15 protein-coding genes, 8 tRNA genes and 4 rRNA genes are annotated in these 24,026 nt (G+C 37.3%); 2 read left to right on the forward strand and 25 right to left on the reverse strand.

All coding sequences use genetic code 11. The annotated features are described in order from the left end of the window. Positions 1–94: 94 nt before the first annotated feature. The 9 genes from gltX to PYW35_RS12490 all read right to left on the reverse strand — a co-directional run bounded on the left by gltX (position 95) and on the right by PYW35_RS12490 (position 9,830). A complete protein-coding gene (gene gltX, locus PYW35_RS12450; protein WP_016911170.1) occupies positions 95–1,549 on the reverse strand; it encodes a glutamate--tRNA ligase in 1,455 nt (484 codons plus the stop codon). A 15-nt stretch (positions 1,550–1,564) separates the two neighbouring features. Beyond that, positions 1,565–2,044, reverse strand: a complete 480-nt coding sequence (gene ispF / locus PYW35_RS12455) for a 2-C-methyl-D-erythritol 2,4-cyclodiphosphate synthase (protein WP_103322209.1) — start codon at positions 2,042–2,044, stop codon at positions 1,565–1,567. Next, the gene (gene ispD / locus PYW35_RS12460) at positions 2,037–2,723 is read right to left on the reverse strand and encodes a 2-C-methyl-D-erythritol 4-phosphate cytidylyltransferase (RefSeq protein WP_016911172.1); all 687 of its coding nucleotides are present in this window, start codon (positions 2,721–2,723) and stop codon (positions 2,037–2,039) included. Before ispD ends, ispF begins: the two co-directional genes overlap by 8 nt. Before the next feature lies 1 nt (position 2,724). Continuing rightward, the gene (locus PYW35_RS12465) at positions 2,725–3,783 is read right to left on the reverse strand and encodes a PIN/TRAM domain-containing protein (protein WP_016911173.1); all 1,059 of its coding nucleotides are present in this window, start codon (positions 3,781–3,783) and stop codon (positions 2,725–2,727) included. A 22-nt stretch (positions 3,784–3,805) separates the two neighbouring features. Continuing rightward, positions 3,806–5,176 carry a DNA repair protein RadA gene (gene radA / locus PYW35_RS12470; protein ID WP_103322210.1) on the reverse strand — a complete coding sequence of 457 codons (1,371 nt, stop codon included), beginning with the start codon at positions 5,174–5,176 and terminating at the stop codon, positions 3,806–3,808. Between the two features lie 155 nt (positions 5,177–5,331). Continuing rightward, positions 5,332–7,794, reverse strand: coding sequence for an ATP-dependent Clp protease ATP-binding subunit (locus tag PYW35_RS12475; RefSeq protein ID WP_016911175.1), 2,463 nt, complete (start codon positions 7,792–7,794; stop codon positions 5,332–5,334). Positions 7,795–7,812: 18 nt separating this feature from the next. Beyond that, entirely contained in the window at positions 7,813–8,817 is a 1,005-nt protein-coding gene (locus tag PYW35_RS12480) for a protein arginine kinase (RefSeq protein WP_016911176.1), read from the reverse strand. Then, positions 8,818–9,354: a UvrB/UvrC motif-containing protein gene (locus PYW35_RS12485; RefSeq protein ID WP_016911177.1), complete on the reverse strand. Its 537-nt coding sequence runs from the start codon at positions 9,352–9,354 to the stop codon at positions 8,818–8,820. It lies immediately after the preceding gene. 14 nt (positions 9,355–9,368) lie between these two features. Continuing rightward, positions 9,369–9,830, reverse strand: coding sequence for a CtsR family transcriptional regulator (locus PYW35_RS12490; RefSeq protein WP_016911178.1), 462 nt, complete (start codon positions 9,828–9,830; stop codon positions 9,369–9,371). Between the two features lie 174 nt (positions 9,831–10,004). Between PYW35_RS12490 and PYW35_RS12495 the strand changes: the two genes are divergently transcribed. Then, positions 10,005–11,225: a NupC/NupG family nucleoside CNT transporter gene (locus tag PYW35_RS12495; protein WP_016911179.1), complete on the forward strand. Its 1,221-nt coding sequence runs from the start codon at positions 10,005–10,007 to the stop codon at positions 11,223–11,225. Between the two features lie 50 nt (positions 11,226–11,275). Here the strand turns inward: PYW35_RS12495 and pdxT are convergent, their stop codons facing one another. After that, entirely contained in the window at positions 11,276–11,854 is a 579-nt protein-coding gene (gene pdxT / locus PYW35_RS12500; RefSeq protein WP_103322211.1) for a pyridoxal 5'-phosphate synthase glutaminase subunit PdxT, read from the reverse strand. A 1-nt stretch (position 11,855) separates the two neighbouring features. Next, entirely contained in the window at positions 11,856–12,743 is an 888-nt protein-coding gene (gene pdxS, locus PYW35_RS12505) for a pyridoxal 5'-phosphate synthase lyase subunit PdxS (protein ID WP_103322212.1), read from the reverse strand. A 110-nt stretch (positions 12,744–12,853) separates the two neighbouring features. Between pdxS and pdxR the strand changes: the two genes are divergently transcribed. Then, the gene (pdxR, locus tag PYW35_RS12510; protein WP_103322213.1) at positions 12,854–14,263 is read left to right on the forward strand and encodes a MocR-like pyridoxine biosynthesis transcription factor PdxR; all 1,410 of its coding nucleotides are present in this window, start codon (positions 12,854–12,856) and stop codon (positions 14,261–14,263) included. Here pdxR and PYW35_RS12515 read toward each other — a convergent pair. From PYW35_RS12515 to lysS, 14 genes are all read right to left on the reverse strand, one after another. Then, complete coding sequence (locus PYW35_RS12515; RefSeq protein WP_103322214.1) at positions 14,258–16,159, reverse strand: FUSC family protein; 1,902 nt, start codon at positions 16,157–16,159, stop codon at positions 14,258–14,260. The two genes, pdxR and PYW35_RS12515, sit on opposite strands and share 6 nt — an antisense overlap. 87 nt (positions 16,160–16,246) lie before the next feature. Beyond that, positions 16,247–16,361: ribosomal RNA gene (rrf, locus tag PYW35_RS12520) — 5S ribosomal RNA — on the reverse strand. A gap of 87 nt (positions 16,362–16,448) precedes the next feature. Further along, positions 16,449–19,375, reverse strand: a 23S ribosomal RNA gene (locus tag PYW35_RS12525). Between the two features lie 255 nt (positions 19,376–19,630). Then, positions 19,631–21,186, reverse strand: a 16S ribosomal RNA gene (locus PYW35_RS12530). Positions 21,187–21,322: 136 nt separating this feature from the next. Next, positions 21,323–21,398: transfer RNA gene (locus PYW35_RS12535), tRNA-Ala, on the reverse strand. A gap of 17 nt (positions 21,399–21,415) precedes the next feature. After that, positions 21,416–21,489, reverse strand: a tRNA-Pro gene (locus tag PYW35_RS12540). 23 nt (positions 21,490–21,512) lie between these two features. Further along, positions 21,513–21,589 (reverse strand) — tRNA-Arg (locus PYW35_RS12545). Positions 21,590–21,597: 8 nt separating this feature from the next. Next, a tRNA-Leu gene (locus PYW35_RS12550) sits at positions 21,598–21,686 on the reverse strand. A gap of 16 nt (positions 21,687–21,702) precedes the next feature. Then, positions 21,703–21,777: transfer RNA gene (locus PYW35_RS12555), tRNA-Gly, on the reverse strand. 32 nt (positions 21,778–21,809) lie between these two features. Next, positions 21,810–21,885, reverse strand: a tRNA-Lys gene (locus PYW35_RS12560). Positions 21,886–21,892: 7 nt separating this feature from the next. Next, positions 21,893–21,968 (reverse strand) — tRNA-Thr (locus tag PYW35_RS12565). A gap of 5 nt (positions 21,969–21,973) precedes the next feature. Next, positions 21,974–22,049 (reverse strand) — tRNA-Val (locus PYW35_RS12570). A 14-nt stretch (positions 22,050–22,063) separates the two neighbouring features. Beyond that, a 5S ribosomal RNA gene (gene rrf / locus PYW35_RS12575) occupies positions 22,064–22,178 on the reverse strand. Together the 16S, 23S and 5S rRNA genes with 8 tRNA genes alongside form the textbook arrangement of a ribosomal RNA operon. Positions 22,179–22,468: 290 nt before the next feature. Beyond that, entirely contained in the window at positions 22,469–23,956 is a 1,488-nt protein-coding gene (gene lysS, locus PYW35_RS12580) for a lysine--tRNA ligase (protein WP_016911372.1), read from the reverse strand. Positions 23,957–24,026 lie beyond the last annotated feature (70 nt).

Genomic DNA, 24,026 nt, shown 5'->3' on the forward strand with positions numbered 1-24,026 from the left:
CACATTTTCAGCAACCATGTACTCTCTAATTTCACATTATCCAAACTACTTATCCTTTAAGTCATTTTTATCATAGAGTCTTGTTTTAAAAAAATCAAACGAAACGTTTTAATCTTGCTAACACTTTATCTCTACCTAATAACTCGATTGTGTTAGGTAACTCTGGGCCATGTGTTTGACCTGAAACAGCAACTCGAATAGGCATAAACAATTGTTTACCTTTGATGCCTGTTTCTTTTTGTACTGCTTTAATAGATTTTTTAATTTCGGCTGATTCAAATGGCTCTAAAGTTTCAAGTTGTTTTACAAGCTCAGCCATTACAGTTGGTACTTGTTCGCCATCTAAGACTTCTTGTGCTTCTTCAGTGAAATCAAGATGTTCTCTGAAAAATAGTTCAGATAACGGAACAATTTCGCCTGCATAGCTCATTTGTTGTTGATATAAACCTACTAAATCTCTTGCCCAAGATAATTCCGCTTCTGAAGGACTTTCTGATAACAAACCAGCTTTAACCATATGTGGAATTGTCATTTCAAAGACTGTTTCAGAATCTTTTTCTTTCATGTATTGGTTATTAATCCACTCTAATTTTTTCTTATCGAAGAAAGCTGGTGATTTTGAAAGGCGTTTTTCATCGAAGATTTTAATGAATTCTTCTTTAGAGAAGAGTTCTTCTTCGCCTTCTGGAGACCATCCTAATAATCCGATAAAATTAAAGATTGCTTCAGGTAAATAACCTAAATCTTTATATTGTTCAATAAACTGTAGAATTTGTCCATCACGTTTACTTAATTTTTTGCGGTCTTCATTAACGATTAACGTCATGTGTGCAAATTGTGGCGGTTCAAAACCTAAAGCTTCATATATCATAAGTTGTTTAGGCGTGTTTGAAATATGATCATCACCACGAATAACGTGAGAAATTTCCATATAATAATCATCAATTGCAACAGCAAAGTTATAAGTTGGTATACCATCTTTTTTACAAATAACCCAGTCACCAATACCATTTGAATCAAATGCAACTTCACCTTTAACGATGTCGTCGAACTTATATTCAGTATTTTGTGGTACTCTGAAACGAATACTTGGTTGTCTGCCTTCTGCTTCAAAAGCCTCTTGTTCTTCTTTAGTTAAATGTGCGTGTTTACCACCGTAACGAGGCATTTCTCCTCTAGCGATTTGTTCTTCGCGTTCAGCTTCTAATTCTTCTGAAGTCATATAACATTTATAAGCTTTATCTTCGGCTAATAATTGGTCAATTAATGGTTGATATAAATGTCCGCGCTCTGATTGGCGATATGGACCATATCCTCCGTCTTTATTGACAGATTCATCCCATCCTAATCCTAACCATTCAAGGTTAGAAAATTGTGACGCTTCTCCGTCTTCTAAATTTCTGGCTATATCAGTATCTTCAATACGTATAACAAAATCCCCATCATAATGTTTAGCAAATAAATAGTTAAATAATGCGGTTCTTGCGTTACCGATGTGTAAGTAACCAGTCGGACTTGGCGCGTATCTTACTCTTACTTTGTTACTCATCGTCTCACTCCTGTTTTATTCTTTACTTGTTAATAATACCACAGCTTGCGCTTGTATGCCTTCTTCTCTTCCTAGAAATCCTAATTTTTCATTAGTAGTCGCTTTCACATTTACATCCTCAATAGACACTTCAAATATTGAAGCAATTGCGTCTCTCATCTTATCTATATGGGGTCTAAATTTTGGTTGTTCAGCTATAATTGTAGCATCTACATTTCCAAGTTTATATCCCTTTTTCAAAACTTGTTTATAAGCTTCATTTAATAACCGTTTTGAATCCGCATTTTTAAATGTAGGATCTGTATCTGGAAAAAGTTTACCTATATCACCGAGACTGGCAGCACCAAGAATAGCATCCGTAATTGCGTGGAGTAATACATCAGCATCACTATGCCCTTTTAATCCGTGAGTATGTTCTACTTTAATGCCACCAATTATAAGTGGCCTTGTTTGATCAAATTCATGTACGTCATAACCATAACCTATTCTAAACATCACAATTACCTCGTCTTTCTAATATAGAATCAGCAATTATTAAGTCTTCATGGGTTGTAATTTTGATGTTATCATAATCGCCATTTGTAATATGTACCTTGTACCCTGCTCGCTCTACTAACGAAGCATCATCAGTACCTATAAACCCATCTTTTTCAGCTAAATTATAAGCCTGTAAAATGACATTCCTACTAAAAGATTGAGGTGTTTGTACTTGAAACATAGTCGCTCGATCATAAGTTTCTTCTACAACACCATCGATTACTCTTTTTATTGTATCTTTAGCCTGTACTGCTAATATAACAGCATTGTTTTTTAAAGTTTCTTGATAAAGCTGATTTATTTTTTCGTGCGTAATAAATGGTCTAGCACCATCATGAACCATAACAACTTCTGTATCTATTAATACTTTTAATACTTCATTGATACTATGTTGTCTTTCTTTACCACCAGGAATAACTCCAGCAACTTTACTGAAATCTTTTAAATGTTCCTCCATTAAATGAACTTCATTTGGATGTGCAGCAATAAAAATTTGTTCACATTTCTCAATTTCTTGAAAAACAGACACGGTTCTTCGAATAATTGTTTCTCCATCAACTTCCAGGAATAATTTATTTATTTCGGTTCCCATTCTTTTGCCTTGCCCAGCTGCTGGTATTATCGTAGTAAACCCCAATTTATGACACCTTCTTCGCAAATATGATTCTACCAGAGGACGTTTGTAATAAACTCATAACCTCAACTGTAATTGTTTTACCAATACATTCTCTACCTTTTTCAATAACAACCATTGTCCCATCATCTAAATACCCGACACCTTGATCATCTTCTTTACCAATTTTCGTGATTAATAAATCGAAAATATCTCCTTGATGTAAGACAGGTTTGATAGCTTCTGACAAATCGTTAACGTTCAATACTTTAATCCCTTGCACAGCACAAACTTTATTCAAATTATAATCTGTCGTAATAATACTCGCGTTATATTTTTTAGCTAAAGTAATTAATAGCGCATCTACATCTTTATGTGTAGAAGTTGGTTCAATTATTGAAATTGAGAAATCCGTTTCCTTAAGTGAATTTAAAATATCTAATCCACGTTGACCTTTATCTCGTTTAACACTATCTTTAGCGTCAGCAATTACTTGCAACTCTTCTATAACACCTTGAGGAACAAGTATTTCACCATCTATAAAACGACATTTCACAACATCTAAAATTCGTCCATCAATAATCGCACTTGTGTCTAAAATTTTCGCGTATTTTGAAGTTGTTTGTCTCATTAATGAATTTGATATGCTTTCTGGAAATAATCGTAATATCTCTTCACGCTTTTGCAAGCCAATCTGAAATCCTAAATAACATAAAAAAGCAGCAATAATTATTGGTAAAATATGTTTCAAGACTGGCGCACCGATCATTTCTAATATAAATGAGACCATCACCGCAATCATTAAACCAATCATCACACCGATAGTAGCAAAAAATATTTCAAGAATACTTCTCTTTAATAAATACTTTTCTCCTTGATCAGCCATGTCTACAATTTTATCTATTAAAAATCCAAACAATAAGAAAATGACAACTGCTCCAATAAGACCATCAATGTATGAATTAGTGAGCACTTCTTCAGGTTGGATACTAAACGCATTAATCAGTTCTGGAATCACCATAATACCAAGCGAGGAACCTATGACTAAGTAACACAATATGATTAGTCCCTTTAAAATTTTCATACGTTATCCTCCTAATGGTTAATTATGCATTAAAAGCAAGTTTCAATGCTTCTCTTGTCGTTGATACACCAATCACTTCAGTGCCTTCTGGAAATTCTAAACCTTTAATATTATTTTTAGGTATAATAATACGCTTAAATCCGAGTTTAGCAGCTTCTTGGACCCTTTGATCAATTCTTGCTACCCTTCTTACTTCACCCGTCAAACCAACTTCACCAACGTAGCAATCATCACCTTTAGTTGGTTTATCTTGGAAACTTGAAGCTATCGCTATGATAATGCTTAAGTCTACAGCAGGCTCGCTCAATTTAACACCACCAGCAATTTTAATATATGCATCTTGCTGTTGTAATAAGAAGTTTTCTTTTTTCTCTAGTACGGCCATTAACAAGCTTAATCTATTATGATCTATACCTGTAGCCATTCTTCGTGGGTTATGGAATGTTGTAGGTGTTACAAGTGCTTGGACTTCAACTAATATAGGTCTTGTCCCTTCCATCGTCGCAACAATGGTCGAACCAGACACATGTTTCGTTCTTTCTTCGAGAAACATTTCTGAAGGGTTCGTTACTTCATTAAGCCCAGTTTGTTTCATTTCAAAAATACCCATTTCATTAGTTGAACCAAAACGGTTTTTAACTGCTCTCAATATACGATAAGCATGATGTGTATCACCTTCAAAGTATAAAACGGTATCTACCATATGTTCTAATAATCTTGGACCAGCTATTTGTCCATCTTTCGTTACATGTCCAACGATGAATGTAGCTATATTCATTTGTTTAGCTATGTGCATTAAATTTTGTGTACATTCTCTCACTTGAGAAACTGAACCTGGCGCAGATGTAACTTCTGGATGATAAACAGTTTGAATAGAATCGATAACTAATACATCTGGTTTTTCTTTTTGAACCATACTGTGTATAATCTCTAAATTCGTTTCTGCATATACATTTAATTCTCCAGAATCTTCAACTAAACGCTCTGCTCTTAGTTTAGTTTGTTTTACCGATTCTTCACCTGATACATATAACACATTCTTTTGTTGGGATAGTGCCGCACATATTTGTAATAGTAATGTAGATTTCCCAATTCCGGGGTCTCCACCTATTAATACAAGTGAACCTTGTACGACTCCCCCACCTAAGACACGGTTAAATTCATTAATTTTAGTTTTTATTCTAGGTGTATCTTCTTCTTTAATATCTTTTAATTTTTCTATTTTTTGAACTGGAACATCTGACTTAAATGTATTTTTAGGTCCTTTAGTTTCTTTTTGTTCAATAGATTCTTCCATTTGATTCCACGCACCACAATTTGAGCATTTACCCATCCATTTAGGAGATTGAAATCCGCAGGCTAAACATTCAAATACTACTTTCTTTTTTGCCATCCATGTTACCTCCGTATTAATTAAATAGTTATATTTTAAACTTGACTGACTGTAAAAACAAATTAATATACTTTAAAACAAACATAAAAAGTCCGCAGACTATTAATAGCAATAGTTTGCGGACTCATTATATGATTAAAATTACATTTTAATTTTTAAGCTTGTGAAGTTTCTTGTTCTGTTTCGTCTTCTTTATGATCTGATATATCAAATTTAAATTCATCATCTCTGTAATCAACCATGACATCTTTACCTACTAAGTCTTGGCCAGATAAAATTAATTCACTTAAGTTATCTTCTACATGTTTTTGAATAGCACGCGTTAATGGTCTCGCACCATATTCAGGATCAAATCCTTCATCAGCAATTTTTTCTTGTGCTGGATCAGAAAGTGTGATGTGAATACCTTGTTCTGATAGACGTTTAGTTAAGTTGCCAGCCATCTTAGCAACAATTTCTTTAAGATGTGACTTTTCTAGTTTGTGGAATACGATAATATCATCCACACGGTTCAAGAATTCTGGTCTGAATTGTTGTTTCAACTCATCCATCATTGTTTTTCTGATTGTTTCATAATCAGGTCCACTATCTTTCGCACCAAAGCCTACAAATCTAGCGTTTTGTAGCTCTTGAGCACCTACGTTAGATGTCATAATAATAACCGTATTTCTAAAGTCTACTTTACGACCTTTAGAATCTGTTAAATGACCATCATCCAACACTTGTAATAAGATATTAAATACATCTGGATGTGCTTTTTCAATTTCATCAAATAAAATAACTGAATATGGTTTACGTCTTACATTTTCAGTTAATTGACCACCATCATCATGACCTACATAACCTGGAGGAGAACCTACTAATCGACTGACAGAGTGTTTCTCCATGAACTCACTCATATCAACTCTGATCATTGCATCTTCTTCACCAAACATTGCATCAGCTAGTGTACGAGCAAGTTCCGTTTTACCAACACCAGTTGGACCTAAGAATATGAAGCTACCAATTGGTCTCTTAGGATCTTTCAATCCTGCTCTTGCACGTCTAACTGCTTTAGAAATAGATTGAACAGCATCATTTTGACCGATTACACGACCATGAAGTATAGACTCTAAGTTTAATAGTCGTTCTGATTCTGTTTCATTTAATTTTGTAATTGGAACACCTGTCCAATTTGCTACTACTACAGCAATATCTTCAGCCGTTACACAAGTATTCTTCTCACCTTGTGCTTTTTTCCATTCGTTTTTCGTATCTTCTAATTGTTTTTCAAGTTTTGTTTGTTTATCTCTTAAGTTAGCAGCATTTTCAAATTCTTGAGAGTGCACTGCTGCATCTTTTTCTTTCTTAACTGTTTCTAGTTCTAATTCAAGCTCTTTAAGACTTGGTGGTGTCGTATAATTTCTAAGTCTCACTTTAGAACTTGCTTCATCAATTAAGTCGATTGCTTTGTCTGGTAAGAATCTATCAGAAATATAACGATCACTCATATTAACAGCCGCTTCAATTGCTTCGTCTGAAATGTTGATACGGTGATGCGCTTCATAACGATCTCTTAATCCTTTTAAGATTGAAATAGAATCTTTAGTATTTGGTTCATCAACTTTAACTGGTTGGAAACGTCTTTCTAACGCTGCGTCTTTTTCAATATATTTACGATACTCATCTAATGTTGTAGCACCGATACATTGTAATTCACCACGCGCTAGTGCAGGTTTCAAGATATTAGATGCATCAATCGCACCTTCTGCACCACCAGCACCAATAAGTGTGTGTAACTCATCAATGAATAACACGATGTTACCAGCTTGATGAATTTCTTCCATTACTTTTTTCAATCTTTCTTCAAATTCACCGCGATATTTAGTACCAGCAACAACTGTTCCCATATCTAACGACATAACACGTTTACCTTTTAATGTTTCAGGCACTTCGTTTTGTACAATTGCTTGTGCTAGTCCTTCGACAATCGCCGTCTTACCGACACCAGGTTCCCCAATTAGAACTGGGTTGTTTTTAGTTCTTCTACTTAATACTTCTATCACTCTTGTGATTTCGTCTGAACGTCCAATAACTGGATCTAAAGTTCCATCTTCAGCAATCACTGTTAAGTCTCTAGCTAATCCATCTAAAGTAGGTGTTGCTTGATTTTTAGTAGTTTGTGCATTTTTCGAACCTTGTTCTGGACTACCTAATGATTTCACAACTTGTGCTCTTGCTTTTGTAATATTTAAATCTAAGTTAGCAAACACACGAGCAGCGACACCTTCGTTTTCACGAATGAGTCCTAATAAAAGATGTTCTGTTCCTACGAATGTATGGTTGAGCTTTCTTGCTTCATCCATAGAAAGTTCGATTACTTTTTTAGCTCTAGGTGTGTAATGAATTGCGCCTACTTGCTCTTGGCCTTGACCAATTAAATTCTCAACTTCTTTAGTTACTTTTTCTTCAGTAATACCAAACGCATCAAGAACTTTAGCTGCAATTCCTTCTGGTTCTTTCATTAAACCTAATAATAAATGTTCTGTTCCTATATTTGAATGATTCAATCTCATTGCTTCTTCTTGTGCATGCGCTAATACGCGTTGTGCACGCTCTGTTAATCTACCAAATAGCATAAACTAACCTCCTAATTTTTATATGTGTTCTCTTAAAAAGGTTGCTCGCTTTTCATCTACAGATTGTTCCGAGTCTTCACCTTCAAAGAATGGTGTTTGTATTGTAACCATTAAATTATCAAAATTAAAGTCATTACTCTCGAGATGACCTAAATCTATACCGAGTTTCATTTCACTTAACCTAAGTGATGCTTCTTCAACAGATATTAACTGCGCTGACTTTAAGATACCTTTAGCACGATGGACTCTATCTTTCGTTTCCATATGGTTAAAGCGATCAAGTCTTTGTCGAATTTGTTCTTCTTCACTAATAATCTGTTCAACAATTTGTGTTAAGTCTTCAATAATTTCTTGTTCAGTCTTACCAAGTGTTAATTGATTCGATATTTGATATACATGGCCTAGTGCACCTGTTCCTTCTCCATATATACCCCGAATTGTATAACCAAATCGATTAATTGCTTGGCCAATTCTTTTCATACGTTTCATAATGCTCAGTCCTGGTAAATGCAACATGACACTCGCTCTTAAACCAGTTCCAATGTTAGTAGGACATGTCGTTAAAAATCCATGTTGTTCATCGTATGAAATTGTTAAATGTTTGTCTAACTCATCATCTAATTTAGATGCTGTTTCATAAAGTTCATTTAACACGAGATTGTTGCCCATTACTTGTATTCTTACATGGTCTTCTTCGTTAATCATAACACTTGTAGATTCATCTTCATTTAATAGTACTGCGCCGGACTGCTGTTTCGTAAGTGCAGGACTGATTAAATGTTTAAATACTAATTTATTTTGCTCAAGCTCACTTAATTCAGATAACTTTGTAAGTTTTAAATTTGATAATGCCTTACTAACTTTATCAATTACTTTATTTCCTGTTTCGTCATCTTCGTATTTGAGCGGATGAACTTCATCTTGAAGGTTTCGAGCAAGTCTTATTCTGGAGCTCATGACAATTGGCGTATCATCTGTTTTTTTCATCCAATCGCTAATATGTTCATTGATATGTTCTTCCATTTACTTGACCTCACCTTCTGCTTTCAAAGCTTTGATTTCATCTCTAACAACTGCCGCATCTTCAAAAGCTTGTTCTTCAATCAAACCTTGTAAGATTTTTTCTTTTTCAGCTATTTGTTGTTTAAGCTGGATTTTGCTTCTAGATGAAACAGGTATCTTACCTGTATGTTCGCCACTACCCGCTTGCACTCTTCTAATAATTTGAGGTACATCATCTTTAAACGTTTCATAACAGTCATGACAACCAAACTTACCTACTTTAGCTATATCAGGTAAAGTCATGCCACAAGTAGGACAGTGCTTTTCTTCTTGTGGTTGAACTTGCTTAAAGTTAATGCCGTGTTTACCTACGAGATATTGTAAAAATTGATTCACAACAAATTCTTGATCTAAATTTTGATCGCTCATTTGATCATCTTGGAAATAAAAATGTTCTGAAGCACAGTTTTTACAAATCCATTGTTCAGTTTTATGTTTCTTACCAGTTGATGTTAATTGAATCGTTGCTTCTTCTTTACCACAAATTTCACAAAGCATACTGTCACTCCTTTTTAACTATAATGTATGACGGCAAGTATACGTTTCAATATATTTGCTCGAATAATATCTCTATATGGTATTTCTATTTGTAATGTATCTCTATGAAGTGTTTGTAAAATCATTTTTTTCTCTCTATCCGTAATTAGCTTATTCTCAAATAAGCCGTCAACGATTCTAAATGCATTTGCTTGCGATATTTGATCACCTGTCAACTCTATTAAATGTCTAATAAATGCTGATTGACTATTCGTTTCGACTTTAGAAATACGAATGTAACCTCCACCACCTCTTTTACTTTCAATAGCGTAACCGTGCTCATTAGTAAATCTTGTTTTAATAACATAGTTTAACTGGGAAGGTACACAATCAAACTTTTCAGCAATATGCGCACGTTTAATTTCAACGACATCACCTTGAGCCTCTTCCAACAATTGCTTTAAGTATTGCTCAATGATATCCGACATGTTGTGCATTAATCATCACCTCTTTTGACCTTCTTTGACTATATTATATGTTCTGCACTTTATTATTTCAATTAATTTGTTTCTTGAAAAATTTTTAAAATTTCATACCGCTTTCAAAAGAAATAAGTTATGATATAAGATAGGTTATTAAAGAGAGAATACCAAGGGAAAGGTGTGTTAGTAATGCATTATATTATCGGGATTATCGGTATCTTATTATTCCTATTTTTAGCATGGCTAGTAAGCTCTGATAAAATGCGCGTCAGATGGCAGTATATAGGATTAATGATCGTAATTCAGTTTATATTTGCTTTCTTATTATTAAAAACAACAGGTGGATTAACTATCATAGGTGGAATTTCAAATGGCTTTAGCTATATCATAGCAAAAGCGATGGAGGGGATAAACTTTGTGTTTGATGGTGTAGCAAACGTCGATCCAAAGAGTAACAAACCTGTTTCAGTTTATTTCCTTAACGTATTGATGCCAATCGTATTTGTATCAGCACTTATCGGTATCTTACAATATATTAAAGTATTACCTCTTATCATTAAATATTTAGGATTAGTTATTTCTAAAATAAATGGTATGGGAAAATTAGAATCATATAACGCAGTTGCATCTGCAATTTTAGGTCAATCTGAAGTATTTATTTCTATAAAAAAACAACTTCCTTTAATTCCTAAGCATCGTATGTATACATTAACTGCTTCAGCTATGTCAACAGTTTCTGCATCTATTATCGGTGCATACTTTACAATGGTTGAACCAAGATATGTTGTAACAGCAATTGTATTAAACTTATTTGGTGGATTTATTATGGCATCCATTATAAATCCATATACAGTAGACCCTAAAGAAGACGACATTATGATTCAAGAGTCTGGAGAAAAACAGTCGTTCTTCGAAATGTTAGGAGAATATATTTTAGATGGTTTCAAAGTAGCGGTTATCGTTGCAGCAATGTTAATCGGTTATGTAGCATTGATTGGCCTCTTAAATGGTGTCACATCTAATATCTTCTCAGCTGTTTCTGGAGGTTCTATTTCTTGGGACTTCCAAACTTTAATTGGATTTATCTTTGCCCCATTTGCTTTCTTAGCAGGTATTCCATGGGCAGATGCAGTACAATCTGGTAGTATTATGGCAACTAAAGTTCTTTCGAATGAATTCGTTGCAATGGGTATTTTACCTGAAGCAGACATTTCTGAAAGAGCAAATGGTATCATTTCTGTATTCTTAGTTTCATTTGCAAACTTTGGATCAATTGGTATCATTGCCGGTGCTGTAAAATCATTAAATGATAAACAAGGAGATAACGTTGCACGATTTGGTTTAAAACTATTATACGGTGCAACACTTGTATCATTCTTATCAGCAACTATCGCTGGATTCTTCTTATAATAAAACAAAAACAGTCAACTGACTTTTTAAGCCAGTTGACTGTTTTATTTTTATTGTGGTTGTTTCACTTGATATTGTTCAACAATTTCTTCAATAAAATATTTCATGATTTTATAATCATCTGTTAGTTCTGGATGGAAAGATATACCTAAGTATTGATTTTGTCTTACAGCTACTATTCTATCTTCAACTGTAGATAACACTTCTACACCTTCATGAGCAGATTGTATGTGCGGGGCACGTATAAATACTGCATTAACCGCTTCATCTATTCCTTTCACATCTAAATCCTGTTCAAAACTATCGACTTGTCTACCAAACGAATTTCTTTCAACAACTACATTTAATTTATTTAAATGACTTTCCTGTCCAACAACTGCTTTAGCTAACAGTATAAGACCAGCACAAGTGCCATACATAGGTAATTCACTATTTCTCAGCAACTCAGTAAAACCATATAAATCCATTAATCTTCGCATAGTTGTCGATTCTCCACCAGGTAATACGAGACCATCAATTTCATTTAATTGATTGACTGTCTTAATTACAATACCTTCATGACCAGTTTGCTCTATATGCTTAATATGCTCTCTTACCGCACCTTGTAGACCTAGAACACCAATTTTCATATTACCATCCACGCTCTTGCATACGTTCTTCTAATGATAATTGATTAATATCTAAACCTTTCATAGCTGGTCCTAATTCTTTAGAAAGTTCAGTGATCAATTTATAATCTTGGTAATGTGTAGTAGCTTGAACGATAGCTTTTGCGAATTTTTCAGGTGCTTCTGATTTGAATATACCAGAACCTACAAATACGCCGTCAGCGCCTAACTCCATCATTAACGCAGCGTCAGCTGGTGTTGCCACACCACCTGCAGCAAAGTTCACAACTGGTAAACGACCTAAATCTTTAATTTCTTTTAGGATTTCATAAGGGGCACCAATATTTTTAGCTTCAGTCATAATTTCATCGTCGCTCATAACTGCTAATTTGCGTACTTCTGAATTAACTTGTCTCATATGACGAACAGCTTCAACAATATTACCAGTACCTGGCTCACCTTTCGTACGTAACATGGCCGCACCTTCACCAATTCTACGTGCAGCTTCACCTAAATTACGGCAACCACATACAAATGGTACTGTAAAATCATCTTTCTTTAAATGATATTCTTCGTCAGCTGGTGTTAATACTTCTGACTCATCTATGTAATCCACACCCATTGATTCTAAAATGCGCGCTTCAGTTATATGACCAATTCTTCCTTTTGCCATAACTGGAATTGAAACAGCATTCATTACTTCTTCCACTATACGAGGATCTGCCATTCTTGCTACGCCACCTGCCGCTCTAATATCAGATGGAACACGTTCTAATGCCATTACAGCTACAGCACCAGCCTCTTCAGCTAACTTAGCTTGTTCAGCATTAACCACATCCATGATTACGCCACCTTTTTGCATTTCTGCCATACCTCTTTTAACTTTATCTGAACCAGTAATTTTTGACATCTTAAAACTTCCTCCTTTTAAACCGCTTATTAGTAGGTTATACTAAATTCTGAACTGCTAAAAGAGTCAGATTTATCAAAAAATAAGTGGTCAGATTTGAGGTTAACGATATGGAAATGCTTATGTTTGATATTAATAGAAATATTAATATACCAATATACCAACAACTTTATGAAAATATTAAACAAAATATCATTAACGATGTCATGAGACACGATGAAAAACTACCTTCAAAAAGACAATTGAGTCACTATCTCTCTGTCAGTCAGACAACTATCGAACATGCATATCAACTACTATGTGACGAGGGTTATATTTATAGCAAAAATCGATCAGGCTTCTATATTAATGATATTGTAAACTTGCCTGTAACTTATAAAACAAAAGTACCTGCTCAAACTAACCAAGATGAAATAAGCTATAAATATAGTTTTAAACTGGGTGCAATAGATAAAGAACACTTCCCAAGTGACCTGTTCAGAAAATATGCAAAAGAAGCATTCGACGAGCAACAAGTTCACCTTTTGGATAGTGGTCATAAACAAGGAGATTTAAATTTAAGAAAAGAAATCGGACATTATGTATTTCACAGTCGTGGCGTGAACTGTTCACCACAACAAATCATTGTAGGTTCATCAACTGAACAATTATTATCCATTATCACAGATATGATTTCTGATTCAAAATATATGATAGAAGACCCACTATATAAACAAGTGAGAAATTTACTCAAAAGAAAACATGTACCTTTTGAGTTTATACCTGTAACGCAAAATGGAATTGATATTGAACAAATCAAAAAGACTGATTATGATGTCGTCTATATCACACCAAGCCATCAGTTTCCTACCGGCGTCATTATGGATTTAAAACGACGAACTCAACTTATAAAATGGGCATCAGAGAAATCTAATCGCTTTATAATTGAAGATGACTATGACTCGGAATTCAGATATGGTGGCAGACCTATTCCAGCGCTACAAAGTTTAGACAACTCCGATAGTGTTATATATGTCAGTACATTCTCTAAATCAATCTCTCCGTCTCTACGTGTAGCTTATGCAGTATTACCTAAAAACTTAATCACACTCTATCAAAAGAAAACCAATATAGAAGGTGGCACGGTACCTAGACATACTCAATACATGCTCAGTCGTTTTATGAATGAAGGACATTTTGAAAGACATCTGAATCGAATGAGGAAAATATATAGAACTAAAAGAGATCATATTCTCAAACAACTTAGAAAGTATCCAGAAACTTTTGCAATCTCAGGAGAATTAACCGGGATGCATTTTATATTAACTGTTACAAACGGTCTAACTATAGAAGACTGTATAAGCAGAATTAAAGAAGCTGATATAGACATAAAACCACTATCTCACTACCGTTTCAAAAAAACAGACAACAAACCACATTTTGTACTGGGCTTTGGCGGAATAAATACAGAAGATACAGAAGATCATATTAACGCATTAATATCATGTTTAACCAAAAGAAAAAAGACTTCATCGTTATGAAGTCTTTTTGTCTAATTTATTACTGCTTAAACTTTGCAATTTCATTAATTCCGTTCTAATACTCGTAAACTCTTTTAATTGCGGTAATTCAATAGGTTCATAACTTGTATTAAACACTACTTTTTTGCATATATTTTCATAGGTTGTTAAGTAAAGACCTATAGATTGATCAGATAAAGTACTGATGTTACCTTTTTCATATGCTCTTTCTAATGTAAAAGCTAATTGCTCTACGGTAAATATAATTGGATATAAATATTCAACCTTCTTAACGTTGTTATCCATTTCATTTAAAGCTGCTTGATACATCGCTTTAGTATTCATGATTTCTGTATGCATTTCTCTGATGATTGTTGAATCTGCAATATTATGTTGATATTTATTTGATGAAAATAGTGTGTGTAATATATTAGCTTGTAACCTCAAAGTATTATTAATTGTTTTCGGTAATTTTTTAGAAGCTTGATTTCTTCCAACTATTAGTACACCTATCAAACCTATCACTGATCCAATGATAACATCTGTTATTCTAGGTACCACTAAATAAGTGTCGAAGTGTTTAGTTATAGCTGCAGACATTAATAGTACATTTGGCGTTATAAACATAACAGCAATCGTATAGTTAAATGCGATTAATAATTCAGCTGTCCCCATCAAGATAGCCATTAAAATTACAATGGTCCATGTATTCGGCTCAAATACTAAAATCAAAACTGCGACTAACATACCTATAATTGTACCAACTGTTCTTTGTAATGCTCTTTGTATAGTTGATAAAGAAGATGAACCTAACAATACAGAACAGCATGACATAGGTATCCAATAAGCTCTTTCAAATCCCATTCCAAATGCAATAATAACAGAAGCAAATAAAATAATGCCATATTGCATAGATGACATAAGCACTAAAGAGTCTTTAGATAAGTTTTCTTTAATAATCCTTGAATACATAGGCTTTCTATAGCTAATTTGTTTGTCTAGTTGTAAATCAGATTCATTAAGCAACTTAACCGTATTATTAATCAAATCAGCTAATTCACTTATATATATATCTTCTCCAGTGTAATCTATTGGTAGATAATCTGAAGTTTCAGTTCCTTCAATTCTCTTATATATGTATTTTAGAGATTCACTTATTTCTATTGGTAAAACTTTATAGCCCTTTGAAGATAATTCTAAGCAACTAGACCATATAGCTTCTGCTCTACCTTTTAATTGTAATAAGCGATTATAATCTTTGTTTTTATTCCAAAAAGTATTCGCAGTTGTTAATGTGTTAGTCGCATGATGTATCGAGTTTAAAGTATCACTACGAGCATCATCAAATGTTTTTCCACTAAAGTTTTTAGTTAAATGAGCTAAATTTTTAAAAATATTTAAAACACTCTCAGTTTCCGGTTTTTTATGATTAAAAATAGCATCAACTATAACAACTATTGTACTTACAAGTCCTCCACATAATACAAGTAAACCTCTGTTCAGAAAATCTTCTGGCATAATAGGCATAATCGATGCAACACTATAAGTAAGTACGAAAAACAGTGAAGATGGTCCTGGTATTTGAAATGCTTTTAAGACAAAGTGAGCAATCATACCAATTAATCCTAATATTAAAGCATATAAAAATGGAACTGTAATTGTTAAAGTTCCTAACATTAAACAAATGCTTAACATAACAGACACGACAATAACTTTTCTTATTCTAGATGGATAAGATCCATTAATTACATAAATATTACTAAATGATCCTAGTACTGCCGTCAATCCAAGATCGAATCTTCCAAAAAGTACACTAGACGATAAAATAATAAATACTATAATAGCTTGCATTAATGCTTTTTTGGTTGCTAAGTTCTTTTTATTTACTTTGAACGTCTCTTCAAAATATTTTTTCATTTTATTAGCTCCCTTCTAGATTTCGAACAAAAAAAAGAGACCTAACAGGTCTCGAGTGCGGCTCATCGCATCCATTTATAAATATTTGCCCGGCAACGTCCTACTCTCGCGGAACGTAAGCCCAACTACCATCGGCGCTAAAGAGCTTAACTTCTGTGTTCGGCATGGGAACAGGTGTGACCTCTTTGCTATCGTCACCAGACAAATAGTAAAAACTATATTAGAATGTATTGCACATTCAAAACTAGATAGTAAGCAGATTTTACGGCAAAAAACCGATTTAAAAATTTTGATTAAGTCTTCGATCGATTAGTATTCGTCAGCTACACACATTACTGCGCTTACACCCCGAACCTATTAACCTCATCATCTTTGAGGGATCTTATAACCGAAGTTGGGAAATCTCATCTTGAGGGGGGCTTCATGCTTAGATGCTTTCAGCACTTATCCCGTCCATACATAGCTACCCAGCTATGCCGCTGGCGCGACAACTGGTACACCAGAGGTATGTCCATCCCGGTCCTCTCGTACTAAGGACAGCTCCTCTCAAATTTCCTACGCCCACGACGGATAGGGACCGAACTGTCTCACGACGTTCTGAACCCAGCTCGCGTACCGCTTTAATGGGCGAACAGCCCAACCCTTGGGACCGACTACAGCCCCAGGATGCGATGAGCCGACATCGAGGTGCCAAACCTCCCCGTCGATGTGAACTCTTGGGGGAGATAAGCCTGTTATCCCCGGGGTAGCTTTTATCCGTTGAGCGATGGCCCTTCCATGCGGAACCACCGGATCACTAAGTCCGTCTTTCGACCCTGCTCGACTTGTAAGTCTCGCAGTCAAGCTCCCTTGTGCCTTTACACTCTGCGAATGATTTCCAACCATTCTGAGGGAACCTTTGAGCGCCTCCGTTACTCTTTAGGAGGCGACCGCCCCAGTCAAACTGCCCGCCTGACACTGTCTCCCACCATGATCAAATGGTGCGGGTTAGAAAGTCAACACAGCCAGGGTAGTATCCCACAAGCGCCTCCACGTAAGCTAGCGCTCACGCTTCTAAGGCTCCTACCTATCCTGTACAAGCTGTGCCAAATTTCAATATCAGGCTACAGTAAAGCTCCACGGGGTCTTTCCGTCCTGTCGCGGGTAACCTGCATCTTCACAGGTACTATGATTTCACCGAGTCTCTCGTTGAGACAGTGCCCAAATCGTTACGCCTTTCGTGCGGGTCGGAACTTACCCGACAAGGAATTTCGCTACCTTAGGACCGTTATAGTTACGGCCGCCGTTTACTGGGGCTTCGATTCGTAGCTTCGCAGAAGCTAACCACTCCTCTTAACCTTCCAGCACCGGGCAGGCGTCAGCCCCTATACATCACCTTACGGTTTAGCAGAGACCTGTGTTTTTGATAAACAGTCGCTTGGGCCTATTCACTGCGGCTCTTCAAGGCTTGCACCCTAAAAAGCACCCCTTCTCCCGAAGTTACGGGGTCATTTTGCCGAGTTCCTTAACGAGAGTTCGCTCGCTCACCTTAGAATTCTCATCTTGACTACCTGTGTCGGTTTGCGGTACGGGCACCTATTTTCTAACTAGAGGCTTTTCTTGGCAGTGTGAAATCAACGACTCGCCGGATACATGATCCAGCTCCCCATCACAACTCAACCTTACGAGTGCCGGATTTGCCTAACACTCAGTCTTGTTGCTTGGACGTGCACTCCAACAGCACGCTTCGCCTATCCTACTGCGTCCCCCCATCGTTCAAACAATCATAGGTGGTACAGGAATATCTACCTGTTATCCATCGCCTACGCCTATCGGCCTCGGCTTAGGTCCCGACTAACCCAGAGCGGACGAGCCTTCCTCTGGAAACCTTAGTCAATCGGTGGATGGGATTCTCACCCATCTTTCGCTACTCACACCGGCATTCTCACTTCTAAACATTCCACATGTCCTTACGATCATGCTTCGACACGTTTAGAACGCTCTCCTACCACTATCCTTACGGATAATCCACAGCTTCGGTAATATGTTTAGCCCCGGTACATTTTCGGCGCAGTGTCACTCGACTAGTGAGCTATTACGCACTCTTTAAATGATGGCTGCTTCTGAGCCAACATCCTAGTTGTCTGGGCAACGCCACATCCTTTTCCACTTAACATATATTTTGGGACCTTAGCTGGTGGTCTGGGCTGTTTCCCTTTCGACTATGGACCTTATCACCCATAGTCTAACTCCCAAGTTGAATTATTTGGCATTCGGAGTTTGTCTGAATTCGGTAACCCTAGAGGGGCCCCTCGTCCAAACAGTGCTCTACCTCCAATAATCACCACTTGAGGCTAGCCCTAAAGCTATTTCGGAGAGAACCAGCTATCTCCAAGTTCGATTGGAATTTCTCCGCTACCCACACCTCATCCGCTCACTTTTCAACGTAAGTCGGTTCGGTCCTCCATTCAGTGTTACCTGAACTTCAACCTGGACATGGGTAGATCACTTGGTTTCGGGTCTACGACCAGATACTCATTCGCCCTATTCAGACTCGCTTTCGCTACGGCTCCACATTTACTGCTTAACCTTGCATCAAATCGTAACTCGCCGGTTCATTCTACAAAAGGCACGCCATCACCCATTAACGGGCTCTGACTATTTGTAAGCACACGGTTTCAGGTTCTATTTCACTCCCCTTCCGGGGTGCTTTTCACCTTTCCCTCACGGTACTGGTTCACTATCGGTCACTAGAGAGTATTTAGCCTTGGGAGATGGTCCTCCCAGATTCCGACGGAATTTCACGTGTTCCGCCGTACTCAGGATCCACTCAGGAGAGAAATAACTTTCGACTACAGGACTTTTACCTTCTATGGTTGGCTTTTCCAAAGCCATTCGTCTAATTATTTCCTTTGTAACTCCGTGTTGAGTGTCCTACAACCCCAACAGGCAAGCCTGTTGGTTTGGGCTATTCCCGTTTCGCTCGCCGCTACTCAGGGAATCGAGTTTTCTTTCTCTTCCTCCGGGTACTAAGATGTTTCAGTTCTCCGGGTGTGCCTTCTCACATACTATGTATTCATATGTGGATAACATGACATAACTCATGCTGGGTTTCCCCATTCGGAAATCTCTGGATCAAAGCGTACTTACAGCTCCCCAAAGCATATCGTCGTTAGTAACGTCCTTCTTCGGCTTCTAGTGCCAAGGCATCCACCGTGCGCCCTTAATAACTTAATCTAATATTTCCTTATACATAAATGTTTAAGAAAATAACTGTTATTAATCTGTGATGTCGTCTAAAAAGACGACGCGCGATTATTAAGCTTGTTGAATTTCGTTAGAAATTCACTCGGTTTTTTGCTTGGTAAAATCTATTTGCTTACTTATCTAGTTTTCAATGTGCAATGATGAATGTTAAATAAACATTCAAAACTGAATACAATATGTCCACGTTAATTCCATGACCTAAAGGTCATTCCGTAATATCCTTAGAAAGGAGGTGATCCAGCCGCACCTTCCGATACGGCTACCTTGTTACGACTTCACCCCAATCATCTGTCCCACCTTCGACGGCTAGCTCCTAATAAAAGGTTACTCCACCGGCTTCGGGTGTTACAAACTCTCGTGGTGTGACGGGCGGTGTGTACAAGACCCGGGAACGTATTCACCGTAGCATGCTGATCTACGATTACTAGCGATTCCAGCTTCATGTAGTCGAGTTGCAGACTACAATCCGAACTGAGAATAATTTTATGGGATTTGCTTGACCTCGCGGTTTCGCTGCCCTTTGTATTATCCATTGTAGCACGTGTGTAGCCCAAATCATAAGGGGCATGATGATTTGACGTCATCCCCACCTTCCTCCGGTTTGTCACCGGCAGTCAACCTAGAGTGCCCAACTTAATGATGGCAACTAAGCTTAAGGGTTGCGCTCGTTGCGGGACTTAACCCAACATCTCACGACACGAGCTGACGACAACCATGCACCACCTGTCACTTTGTCCCCCGAAGGGGAAAACTCTATCTCTAGAGCGATCAAAGGATGTCAAGATTTGGTAAGGTTCTTCGCGTTGCTTCGAATTAAACCACATGCTCCACCGCTTGTGCGGGTCCCCGTCAATTCCTTTGAGTTTCAACCTTGCGGTCGTACTCCCCAGGCGGAGTGCTTAATGCGTTAGCTGCAGCACTAAGGGGCGGAAACCCCCTAACACTTAGCACTCATCGTTTACGGCGTGGACTACCAGGGTATCTAATCCTGTTTGATCCCCACGCTTTCGCACATCAGCGTCAGTTACAGACCAGAGAGCCGCCTTCGCCACTGGTGTTCCTCCATATCTCTGCGCATTTCACCGCTACACATGGAATTCCACTCTCCTCTTCTGCACTCAAGTCCCCCAGTTTCCAATGACCTTCCACGGTTGAGCCGTGGACTTTCACATCAGACTTAAGAAACCGCCTACGCGCGCTTTACGCCCAATAATTCCGGATAACGCTTGCCACCTACGTATTACCGCGGCTGCTGGCACGTAGTTAGCCGTGGCTTTCTGGTTAGGTACCGTCAAGACTTGTTCAGTTACTAACAAATTTGTTCTTCCCTAACAACAGAGTTTTACGATCCTAAGACCTTCATCACTCACGCGGCGTTGCTCCGTCAGGCTTTCGCCCATTGCGGAAGATTCCCTACTGCTGCCTCCCGTAGGAGTCTGGACCGTGTCTCAGTTCCAGTGTGGCCGATCACCCTCTCAGGTCGGCTACGTATCGTTGCCTTGGTAAGCCATTACCTTACCAACTAGCTAATACGGCGCGGGTCCATCTATAAGTGACAGCCGAAGCCGTCTTTCACTATTGAACCATGCGGTTCAAAATATTATCAGGTATTAGCCCCGGTTTCCCGGAGTTATCCCAGTCTTATAGGTAGGTTACCCACGTGTTACTCACCCGTCCGCCGCTAACATCAGAGAAGCAAGCTTCTCATCTGTTCGCTCGACTTGCATGTATTAGGCACGCCGCCAGCGTTCATCCTGAGCCAGGATCAAACTCTCCATAATAGAAGTAAGCTTGATTAGCTCATCTTTGATTGGTTAAGCCAATCACTCTTTGAAGTACTTTCAGTACTCATTTATCGGAATTAAACGTTGACATATTGTCATTCAGTTTTCAATGTTCATAATCTATTTTTTTAAATGGTGGAGACTAGCGGGATCGAACCGCTGACCTCCTGCGTGCAAAGCAGGCGCTCTCCCATCTGAGCTAAGCCCCCATAAGTATTAATAGAAGTCGGGAAGACAGGATTCGAACCTGCGACCCCTTGGTCCCAAACCAAGTGCTCTACCAAGCTGAGCTACTTCCCGTTATTTTAAATTCATTTTAAAAATGGCGCGCCCGAGAGGAGTCGAACCCCTAGCCTCTTGATCCGTAGTCAAACGCTCTATCCAATTGAGCTACGGGCGCTAAAAAAATGGTGCCGAGGACCGGAATCGAACCGGTACGGTAATCACTTACCGCAGGATTTTAAGTCCTGTGCGTCTGCCAGTTCCGCCACCCCGGCAAGAAAAAAATAAAAATGGAGCGGAAGACGGGATTCGAACCCGCGACCCCGACCTTGGCAAGGTCGTATTCTACCGCTGAACTACTTCCGCTAAATTATTATTTTTATTATTATATTAAATAATGGTGAGCCATAGAGGATTCGAACCTCTGACCCTCTGATTAAAAGTCAGATGCTCTACCAACTGAGCTAATGGCTCTGAAAAATGGTGCCGGCCAGAGGACTTGAACCCCCAACCTACTGATTACAAGTCAGTTGCTCTACCAGTTGAGCTAGGCCGGCAAAAATGGTGGAGAATGACGGGTTCGAACCGCCGACCCTCTGCTTGTAAGGCAGATGCTCTCCCAGCTGAGCTAATTCTCCATTTTAACAATATTGCCCGGCAGCGTCCTACTCTCGCGGAACGTAAGCCCAACTACCATCGGCGCTAAAGAGCTTAACTTCTGTGTTCGGCATGGGAACAGGTGTGACCTCTTTGCTATCGCCACCAGACAATGTTGTTTCGTTTTTGTCTTACCTTATTTATTATAAAGAACTTATCAAGGCTTTTCAATAGTCAATTTTACACCTTATTAACTTTCTTTACAAATATCTCGAATTGATAATGCGTCCTGCTTTCAGCGACCTATATATAGTACCTAATTTTTAAGTTTTCGTCAACACTTTAACGAAAATTTTTATCATTATTTTTACAAATCCCTTCATATCAACGTTTTTAATAATGTTTACATTAAAAAAATATGCAATCAACAAGTAGTTGATCACATATTTTTTGTAAATTATTATTTTTGTCTCATGTATGGGAATAATAAAACATCTCTTATAGATGCAGAATTTGTTAATAACATAACTAAACGATCAATACCTATACCTAATCCACCAGTTGGAGGCATACCATATTCTAAAGCTTCAATGAAATCATCATCCATTTCATGTGCTTCGTCATTACCTTGATCTTTTTCTTTCATTTGAGCTTCAAATCTTTCACGTTGATCTATCGGATCATTTAATTCAGTAAATGCATTAGCATGTTCTCTACCTACAATAAATAACTCAAAACGATCAGTAAATCTTGGATCTTCAGGATTTTTCTTAGCTAATGGTGATATCTCAATTGGATGTCCATAAATAAATGTAGGCTGAATAAGTTTCTCTTCTACTCTTTGTTCAAAGAATTCATTTAAGATATGACCATACGTCATACGACCTTCTACTTCTATATTATGTTCTTTTGCTAAAGCGTGCGCTTCTTCATCCGTTTTAACTTCATAGAAATCGACACCAGTATGTTCTTTTACTGCGTCAACCATGTGCCATCTTTTCCATTTCGGTGCTAAATCAATTGATTCTTCTCCGTATTGAACAGTAGTTGAGCCTAATACTTTTTCAGCAATAGAAGCTACCATTGACTCTGTTAAATCCATAATATCGTTATAATCTGCATATGCTTCATATAACTCAATCATTGTAAATTCAGGGTTGTGTCTTGTTGATACACCTTCATTACGGAATACTCTTCCGATTTCATATACTTTTTCTAAACCACCAACGATTAATCGTTTTAAGTGCAATTCAATAGCGATTCTCATGTATAAAGTCGCATCAAGCGCGTTGTGATGTGTTACGAAAGGACGTGCTGAAGCGCCACCTGCGATTTGGTGCATCATTGGCGTTTCTACTTCTAAGAATCCTTTAGTGTTTAGGTAGTTTCTCATTTCTTGAATGATTTGACTTCTTGTAATGAATGTTTTAGTTGATTCTTCACTTGTAATTAAATCTAAATAACGTTGACGATAACGTTGCTCTATATCTTGTAAACCATGATATTTATCTGGTAAAGGGCGTAGAGACTTAGTTAAAACTGTAAATTCTTTAGCTTTAACAGATAATTCCCCAGTGTTCGTTTTAAACATTACACCTTTAACGCCGACAATATCACCTAAATCTGCATGATTCCATATTTCAAATTGCTCGTCTCCAACTTGGTCTTTACGAACATAAATTTGAATTTGGCCAGTAATATCTTTCACATGAGCAAATCCGGCTTTACCTTTACCTCTTTTAGTCATTAAACGACCTGCTATAGCAACAGCTGATTCGTCTTCTTTATCATGAAGTTCTTCTTTACTAAATTGATCCCATTCTTCGTGCAAAGTTTCAGAATCTCCGCTTCTTACAAATTTTTCACCGAATGGATCAATTCCTAAATCTCTTAATTCTTGTAATTTTTGTCTACGAACCAACATTTGGTCATTCATTTCTTCTGACATGATATTCCACTCCTTAATTAAATTGCAATAACTTCTTCTTTTTCTGCTATTTCTTCAACAAACTGTTCAA

Source organism: Mammaliicoccus vitulinus (assembly GCF_029024305.1).
In the GTDB taxonomy this organism is placed as follows: Bacteria; Bacillota; Bacilli; order Staphylococcales; family Staphylococcaceae; genus Mammaliicoccus; species Mammaliicoccus vitulinus.